Annotated in this window: 10 protein-coding genes; 7 read left to right on the top strand and 3 right to left on the bottom strand. The window is 68.8% G+C overall.

Features of this window, described 5'->3' with window-relative positions:
• The first annotated feature begins 28 nt into the window (after positions 1 to 28).
• From ACQPYY_RS30585 to ACQPYY_RS30575, 3 genes are all read left to right on the top strand, one after another.
• The gene (locus ACQPYY_RS30585) at positions 29 to 247 is read left to right on the top strand and encodes an MbtH family protein (protein ID WP_357091190.1); all 219 of its coding nucleotides are present in this window, start codon (positions 29 to 31) and stop codon (positions 245 to 247) included.
• A 120-nt stretch (positions 248 to 367) separates the two neighbouring features.
• Positions 368 to 514 (top strand): hypothetical protein, encoded by a 147-nt coding sequence (locus ACQPYY_RS30580; RefSeq protein WP_357281707.1) that lies wholly within the window; start codon positions 368 to 370, stop codon positions 512 to 514.
• 39 nt (positions 515 to 553) lie between these two features.
• Entirely contained in the window at positions 554 to 682 is a 129-nt protein-coding gene (locus tag ACQPYY_RS30575; RefSeq protein ID WP_357281705.1) for a hypothetical protein, read from the top strand.
• A gap of 166 nt (positions 683 to 848) precedes the next feature.
• Here the strand turns inward: ACQPYY_RS30575 and ACQPYY_RS30570 are convergent, their stop codons facing one another.
• Positions 849 to 1,724, bottom strand: coding sequence for an esterase/lipase family protein (locus ACQPYY_RS30570; RefSeq protein ID WP_433591917.1), 876 nt, complete (start codon positions 1,722 to 1,724; stop codon positions 849 to 851).
• A 234-nt stretch (positions 1,725 to 1,958) separates the two neighbouring features.
• Here ACQPYY_RS30570 and ACQPYY_RS30565 point away from each other — a divergent pair, with 234 nt between their 5' ends.
• Entirely contained in the window at positions 1,959 to 2,162 is a 204-nt protein-coding gene (locus ACQPYY_RS30565) for a hypothetical protein (protein ID WP_357091198.1), read from the top strand.
• A 3-nt stretch (positions 2,163 to 2,165) separates the two neighbouring features.
• On the opposite strand, the gene ACQPYY_RS30560 is transcribed toward ACQPYY_RS30565, so the two are convergent.
• Complete coding sequence (locus tag ACQPYY_RS30560) at positions 2,166 to 3,386, bottom strand: TetR/AcrR family transcriptional regulator (protein ID WP_379092482.1); 1,221 nt, start codon at positions 3,384 to 3,386, stop codon at positions 2,166 to 2,168.
• Between the two features lie 65 nt (positions 3,387 to 3,451).
• Between ACQPYY_RS30560 and ACQPYY_RS30555 the strand changes: the two genes are divergently transcribed.
• Both ACQPYY_RS30555 and ACQPYY_RS30550 read left to right on the top strand, forming a co-directional pair.
• Positions 3,452 to 3,895 (top strand): SRPBCC family protein, encoded by a 444-nt coding sequence (locus ACQPYY_RS30555; RefSeq protein WP_357281699.1) that lies wholly within the window; start codon positions 3,452 to 3,454, stop codon positions 3,893 to 3,895.
• A 35-nt stretch (positions 3,896 to 3,930) separates the two neighbouring features.
• Positions 3,931 to 4,698, top strand: a complete 768-nt coding sequence (locus tag ACQPYY_RS30550) for an enoyl-CoA hydratase (RefSeq protein WP_433591916.1) — start codon at positions 3,931 to 3,933, stop codon at positions 4,696 to 4,698.
• A gap of 86 nt (positions 4,699 to 4,784) precedes the next feature.
• On the opposite strand, the gene ACQPYY_RS30545 is transcribed toward ACQPYY_RS30550, so the two are convergent.
• Complete coding sequence (locus ACQPYY_RS30545; protein WP_433591915.1) at positions 4,785 to 5,378, bottom strand: SACE_7040 family transcriptional regulator; 594 nt, start codon at positions 5,376 to 5,378, stop codon at positions 4,785 to 4,787.
• A 112-nt stretch (positions 5,379 to 5,490) separates the two neighbouring features.
• Here ACQPYY_RS30545 and ACQPYY_RS30540 point away from each other — a divergent pair, with 112 nt between their 5' ends.
• Positions 5,491 to 7,053, top strand: a complete 1,563-nt coding sequence (locus tag ACQPYY_RS30540) for a carboxyl transferase domain-containing protein (protein ID WP_433591914.1) — start codon at positions 5,491 to 5,493, stop codon at positions 7,051 to 7,053.
• Positions 7,054 to 7,057 lie beyond the last annotated feature (4 nt).

Raw genomic sequence — 7,057 nt, 5'->3', positions numbered from 1 at the left:
ATTCCCAGGTGAGAAAGGCTGATCCACCATGAGCAATCCATTCGATGACGAGAATGCCCAGTTCTACGTGCTCGTCAACGAGGAGGCCCAGCACTCGCTGTGGCCGGTGTTCGCCGCCATCCCCGGCGGCTGGACCGCCGCGCACGGTCCGGCCCTGCGGCAGAGCTGCCTGGACTATGTCGAGGCGCATTGGACCGATATGCGGCCGGCGTCGCTGGTCCAGGCCATGGCGGTCGAGCCCGAATAGACCCGCGGAACACCGAGTTCCGCATCCACAGACCCGGGGTCAAACGACCTCGTGCGGCGGTCCCGAGAACAAACACACATCGAGGGGGTCTGTCCGCGTCGTGAAAGAAAGGGAATCACCATGACCACCACTCCTCCGGATCCGGGCACCGCGCCCTCGGTCGACATCGGCGCCGTCGTCTCCCAGGTCCTGAAGTTCCTGGGCGCCGGTTCCACCGCGAGCTACAACCCCAAGGGCCCGAAGCTCAAGAAGCACAGCGCGAAGTAATTCGCGCCGGATACACGAAATTCTCGAAAGGAAATCGCGATGGATTTCTACACTGGCAGCGGTATGACCGACCTGCTCATCGCAATTGCCAAGGTGGTCGGCTCCGGCTCCTCGACCTCGGTCACCCAGCCGGGTGGCGGCACCACTACCCCGACTCCGGTCGTCTAGGAGGCGTGCATGTTCAGCGGTAGTGCTGTGAACGACTTTCTCAGCTTCCTGGCGAAGTCGCTGGGCACCGGCTCCTCCTTCACCTGGCCGCCGGCGACTACGTAGCAGCTTTCGGGCAGGTGTGTGAAGGCCGCCAGGACAACCCGTCCTGGCGGCCCCCCGGGGCTCAGCGCCGCAATCGATCCAGGACCCAGCCCGCGGTCTCGGCGCTGGATCGGATCAGCGAGTGGTCCACCGGCGCCGCGTCCGGGAACAGGTCCTCGTAGACCGCGTTCTCGACGCCCGGTTCGTCGAGGGTCGAGCACAGCGGCGCGGGCGTGGCGAGCTGATCCCGGCGCGTCGCGATCACCGAATAGGTGACCCCGGGCTGGGTGACCCGCGTGTCGAAAATCGCCTTGTACACCGGCGAATCCGGTGTCATCTGCAGGGCCGTGGCCAGCTCCGGCGAGGCCGCGGCCAGCAGGGCGCCCAGCACGGGCAGCTCGTGCAGCAGTTGCACGGGGGTGATGGGCGGATTCTGGATGCCGAGGACACCCGCGCCGTCGCAGCCGCGCACCTCGGGCGTGATGAACACGGCGTGGCTCACCGTCGGCGCTCCGCCCAGCAGCTTCAGGTAATAGTTCGACACGATGGTCCCCGCCGAGTGTGCCACGATCTCGACCTTCTCGGCCCCGGTGGTCTCCCGCACCTTCTCGATGAAATCCGCGATCTGCCCGGCCTCGGCGGGCATGTCGCCGTTCCACCGCTTCCCGTTCACCACACCGCCCTGGAACAGCAGCGCGCAGTATCCGGCCCCGCGCAGTGCGCCGACCATGGTCTCCCACTGCGCGGCGGTCTGATCCGTGGTGCCGTCTCCGCCGGGCAGTACCACCACGGGATACGGATGCGCGGCGGTCGGCCCGCAGTCGATGGCCGGTTCGATGGTGTCCCCGACCGGCAATGGCCGATCCGCGGACCCGGTTTCCGGCGCGGCCTGCGCCGGCGCGGCCGACCACAGGACGGCGGCGCTCAGCGCTATCGCGACCGTGCTGATGATTCTCATGGGCAACAACGCCTTTCGGCCCTCGTCGTGCAGTCCTCCCCGACCATGCGCTGTGCACGATACCGGCCGGCCGCGGGAATTCGGTGAAGCGAATTCGACTCGCGCACGCAGCTTCGTGGATGAGCGAACGATTGGCAAATATATTTGCTCAGAACATAAATAACTCTCACCACGAAAGTGTCCCGGAGCGCCCGAACTCGCGCAATCGCTGAAGATTAGCTATGAGAGGGAGATATGAGCCGGCCCGAGCCCCTGGAACCACACGTGATCGGTCTCTACTGGGACCGGGACGGCGATATCTGGCAGCGGGAGGACGGCGGCTGGCGGCTCATCCTGCAGAGCGGCGTGGCCGTGGACCCGGTCTCGCTGTGGGAGTGGGACAACGGGCACGTCTGCGACTACGCGCCGTTCGTCCCACTGACCGCGCTGAAGGCCTAGCGCTCAGCGGCTCGGCGCGTCGGCGCCGAACAGGGTGACCTCCATCAGCCGGATCACCCTGGGCGGCGGGCAGATCGACGGGTGACCGCCGAACTCCCGTCCCAGATCCACCACCAGACCGAAGCCGGCCTGCACCAGGATGCGCGCCTCGCTCTCGGACAGTTCCGGGCGCACCGCCACCAGCAGCCGCACCCACTCGGCCACGATGAGCCGCTGCACATTGCGCAGCATCGTGCGCTCCTCGGCCGAGACATGGCCGAACTCGGCGTAGTACACGAAGGTCAGCTCGCGCTCGGCGAACGATCCCGCGACATACAGATCCACCAGTTTGCGCAGCGCCTCGGCCGGACTCGACGAGGTCGCCACCGCCGGGCCGATCGCCCCGGACACCCGGTCCGCCGCCCGGCGGAACGCGGCGGCCAGCAGATCGCCCTTGCTGCGGTAGTACCGGTACACCGCCGAGGCCGCCGACAGATCGGCCGCCGCCGCGATGTCCTCCACGCTCACATTGGGATAGCCGCGCTGGTGGAACAGCTCCACCGCCTTCTTCAACAGCAGCTCGTGCTTGAAACTGCGCGGGATCTCCACCGCCCGCGGCGGCTCCGCCGCGGTGCCCTCCGGCGGCAGCTCGGTGTCGAGGATGGCGTCGCAGGCCGAATGCAGCAGGGCCGTCAGCGATTTCGCGGGCAGGGTGGCGTGGTGGTCGCCGATGCTGGAGATGACGCTGAGCATCGACACCGCCCGCACCGCGCGATCGTGCCCGTCGAGTTCGGGCCGCACGTCCGCGATGAGCGCGCGCAACGTGGTCAGTGCCACGATGAACTGCTCCTCCAGGATCTGCCGATCGGTGTCGTCGAGATAGCGGCGCTCCCAGCGCACCAGGGTGACGGTGGCGCGGTTGGCGATGGTCTCGGCGATCATCCGATCCAGCACCCGGTTCAACCGGGCGCGCGGGGCCAGGCCCTCGGACTCGTCGGGCAGCGTGGCCGCCTCGGCGGTGAGCCGCGACAGACGGAGCAATTCCTCCCGGAACAGCGCGTACTTGCTCGGATAGTGCCGGTACAGGGCGGCCGAGGAGATACCGAGCCGGGTGGCGATGTCCTCCATGCTCACGCCGTGGTAGCCGAGTGATCCGAAGGCGGCGGCCGAAGTGGCGGCGATCTGCGCGCGCCGATTCTTCGGGCGGCGGCGGATCACGCGCTGCGGCTGCTCCTCGACGGTCATATCGCAATGGTAATCACCAGGCATTTCGGCCGACGTCCCGCCGCCGATCTCGGTAGTCTGCCGGGATGCGCACGGTTGACGTCGAACGCACCATCGCCGCCCCGCCCGCGGATGTCTTCGACTGGCTCACCGATGTCGCGAATTATCAACGGGTTCCGTTCGTCCGCCGCGTCACCCTGGTCCGTCCGGGCAACACCGCGGGCAACGGCGTGGGCGCGGTGCGGCTGGTGGTGACCCCGCTCATGCGGCTCACCCAGGAGATCACCGAATACGATCCGCCCCGGCTGATGCGGTATCGCGGGCTGAAATCCGTTCCGCGCCTGCGGCATCAGGAGGGTTGGATCAGCTGCGAGCCGGTCGAGGGCGGCACGCTGGTGCGCTGGTCGACGACCTTCGAGGTCGCCGCGCCCGTGCTCGCGTCGCTGTGGACCTTCCTGTCGGCCCCGGTGGTGAGCCTCAGCTTCGACATGGTGCTGCGGACCGCAGCGCGCGAACTGCGCGGTGCGTGAACGCGGCGCCCCGCGCGCCGTTACCATCTGGGGCCATGGCCGAGATCAAGGTGGAGCGCCGGGACTCCGTGGCGCTGGTGACGGTGCACGACCCCGACAAGCGGAATGCGTTGACGCTGGATCTATCCGCCGATCTCGCGGACGCGGTGGCGGACGCCGAGGCCGACGCGTCGGTGCACGCCCTGGTGGTCACCGGCACGCCCCCCGCCTTCTGCGCGGGCGCCAACCTGACCGCCCTGGGCGAGGCGAAGGAAGAGGGCCTGCGGGCCATCTACGAAGGCTTCCTGGCGGTGGCGCGCTGCACACTGCCGACCATCGCCGCCGTCGGCGGGCAGGCCGTGGGCGCGGGCCTGAACCTGGCCCTGGCCGCGGACCTGCGCTTCGCGAATACCAACGCCCGCTTCGACGCTCGCTTCCTGCGCCTGGGCATCCACCCCGGCGGCGGAATGACCTGGATGCTGCAGCGCGCGGTGGGCCCGCAGCAGGCGACGGCCATGACGTTGTTCGGTGAGGTGCTCGACGCGCACGACGCGGCCGCGGCCGGACTGGTGCACCGGGTCGTCGACGGCGACCACGCCGCCCTGGTCGCCGCCGCCGTCGAATTCGCCTCCGCGACAGCGGAAGTCCCGCGCGAGCTGCTCATCACCACCAAGCGCACCATGCGCGCCACCCGCGCCCTGCCCACCCACGCCGAAGCGGTCAGCACCGAGGTGGTCCCGCAGCTCGCCTCGCTCGAATCGCCGGAGTTCGCCGCCCGCCTGGCCGCGGCGCAGACCCGGATCAGCGGGTCGTCCGCGAATTGAGCTCGATCGAACGGTGAAACAGCCTGTGGCGTGAACGGATTCGATGCCGTCCGCGCCATGGCGCGTTTCGGGGGGATGGTGGGGAGTCAGTCCAGGGCGGCGAGCGCCATGCGCCGCAGGACCGGCCTTGCCTTGGTGGCGCTGGCCGGTGCGCTGTGCGGGGTCGAGTTGATCAGTCCGAAGGTGGCGTGCGCTTGAACGCGCGCGGCCTGCTCGGGTAGCTCGGGCCGTAGTTCGCGCAGCACCGTCACCCACACCTCCACGTACTGCCGCTGGGTGCGCCGCACCTGGCGGCGGGCCGACTCCGGCAGATTCTCCAGGTCGCGATCCTGGATGCGGATCAGCTCGGGCTCGCCGAGGGCGAAGTCGAGGTGGAAATCCACCAGTCCGTGCAGCGCCTCGCGCGGCGAGCCCGCCGCGTGCGCCACCGCCCGGCCGCCGTCGAGCAGCCGCTGACTGATCCCGACCAGCAGCTCGACCAGCAGCGCCTCCTTGTTGGGGAAGTGCCGGTACACGGCGGGCCCGCTGATGCCGGCCGCCGCGCCCAGATCGTCGAGCCGCATCCCGAGGAATCCGCGGTCCGCGATGAGCCGCGCGCCCGCCTCCAGCAGCTGCTCCCGACGCTGCGCCTTGAGCTGCTCGCGCCGGGTCAGCCCCACGGATTCCGTCGCACTGTTCACCGTGGCTCCTTTCAGCGGTGCTGGACAACTCAGTTAGTGAAGATTATCTTATTTTCCAGTTATTGGTGACTAACCGAGCGGACCGGATCGGTCGCACGGGGAGGCGGAGCGGATGACGCTGAGCGAACAGACGCGGACCGGGAACCGGGACGCGCACCTGGCGTTGGTCGACGAGCTGCGGGAGCGATTGGCCGTCAGCGCGCTGGGCGGGCCCGAGAAGTCCCGGGAACGGCACCTGGCCCGCGGCAAGCTGCTGCCGCGCCAGCGGGTGGACCAGCTGCTCGACACCGGCAGCCCGTTCCTGGAGCTGTCGCCGCTGGCGGCCAACGGCATGTACGACGACGAATGCCCCGGTGCGGGCGTGATCGGCGGCATCGGCCGGGTCTCCGGGCGCGAATGCGTGATCCTCGCCAACGACGCGACGGTCAAGGGCGGCACCTACTACCCGATGTCGGTCAAGAAGCACCTGCGTGCTCAGGAAGTCGCGCTGCAGAACAATCTGCCGTGCGTCTACCTGGTCGATTCCGGCGGCGCGTACCTGCCGCGTCAGGACGAGGTGTTCCCCGACCGCGAGCACTTCGGCCGCATCTTCTTCAACCAGGCCACCATGAGCGCCAAGGGGATCGCGCAGATCTCCGCGGTCATGGGCTCGTGCACCGCGGGCGGCGCGTACGTCCCCGCCATGAGCGACGAGACCGTCATCGTGCGCAATCAGGGCACCATCTTCCTGGGCGGTCCGCCGCTGGTGAAGGCGGCCACCGGCGAGGTCGTCACCGCCGAGGAGCTGGGCGGCGGCGACCTGCACTCGCGCACCTCCGGCGTCACCGACCACCTGGCCGAGAGCGATCAGGACGCGCTGCGCATCGTGCGCAATATCGTGGCCACGCTCGGCCCGAAGACGCCGACGCCGTGGGATGTCGCGCCGACCGTGGACCCGATCGCGCCGCAGGACGAGCTGTACGACGTGGTCCCGGTGGACCTGCGTACCCCCTACGACGTCCGCGAGGTCATCACCCGCATCGTCGACGGCGGCGAATTCCAGGAATTCAAGGCCGAATACGGCAAGACCCTGGTCACCGGTTTCGCCCGGATCCACGGCCACCCGGTCGGCATCGTCGCCAACAACGGCGTGCTGTTCGCCGAATCCGCCATGAAGGGCGCGCATTTCATCGAACTGTGCGACAAGCGCAAGATCCCGCTGCTGTTCCTGCAGAACATCACCGGCTTCATGGTCGGGCGCGACTACGAGGCGGGCGGCATCGCCAAGCACGGCGCGAAGATGGTGACCGCGGTCGCGTGCGCCCGGGTGCCGAAGCTGACCGTGGTGATCGGCGGCTCCTACGGCGCGGGCAACTACTCCATGTGCGGGCGCGCGTATTCGCCGCGCTTCCTGTGGATGTGGCCCAATGCCCGGATCTCCGTCATGGGCGGCGAGCAGGCGGCCTCGGTGCTGGCCACCGTGCGCGGCGACCAGTCGGAGGAGGATCTGGAGAAGTTCAAGGCCCCGATCCGTGAGCAGTACGAGGCCCAGGGCAATCCGTACTACTCCACCGCCCGCCTCTGGGACGATGGCGTCATCGACCCGGCGGACACCAGAACCGTTGTCGGCCTGGCCCTCTCCGCCTGCGCGCAGGCCCCGCTCGAGCCCGTTTCCTACGGCGTCTTCCGGATGTGATGAC

Origin of the sequence: Nocardia sp. CA-145437 (assembly GCF_050956485.1) — a bacterium.
Lineage (GTDB): Bacteria > Actinomycetota > Actinomycetes > Mycobacteriales > Mycobacteriaceae > Nocardia.
Note: the sequence above shows the minus strand (reverse complement) of the source record. Positions and strands in the feature narration are given on the sequence as shown.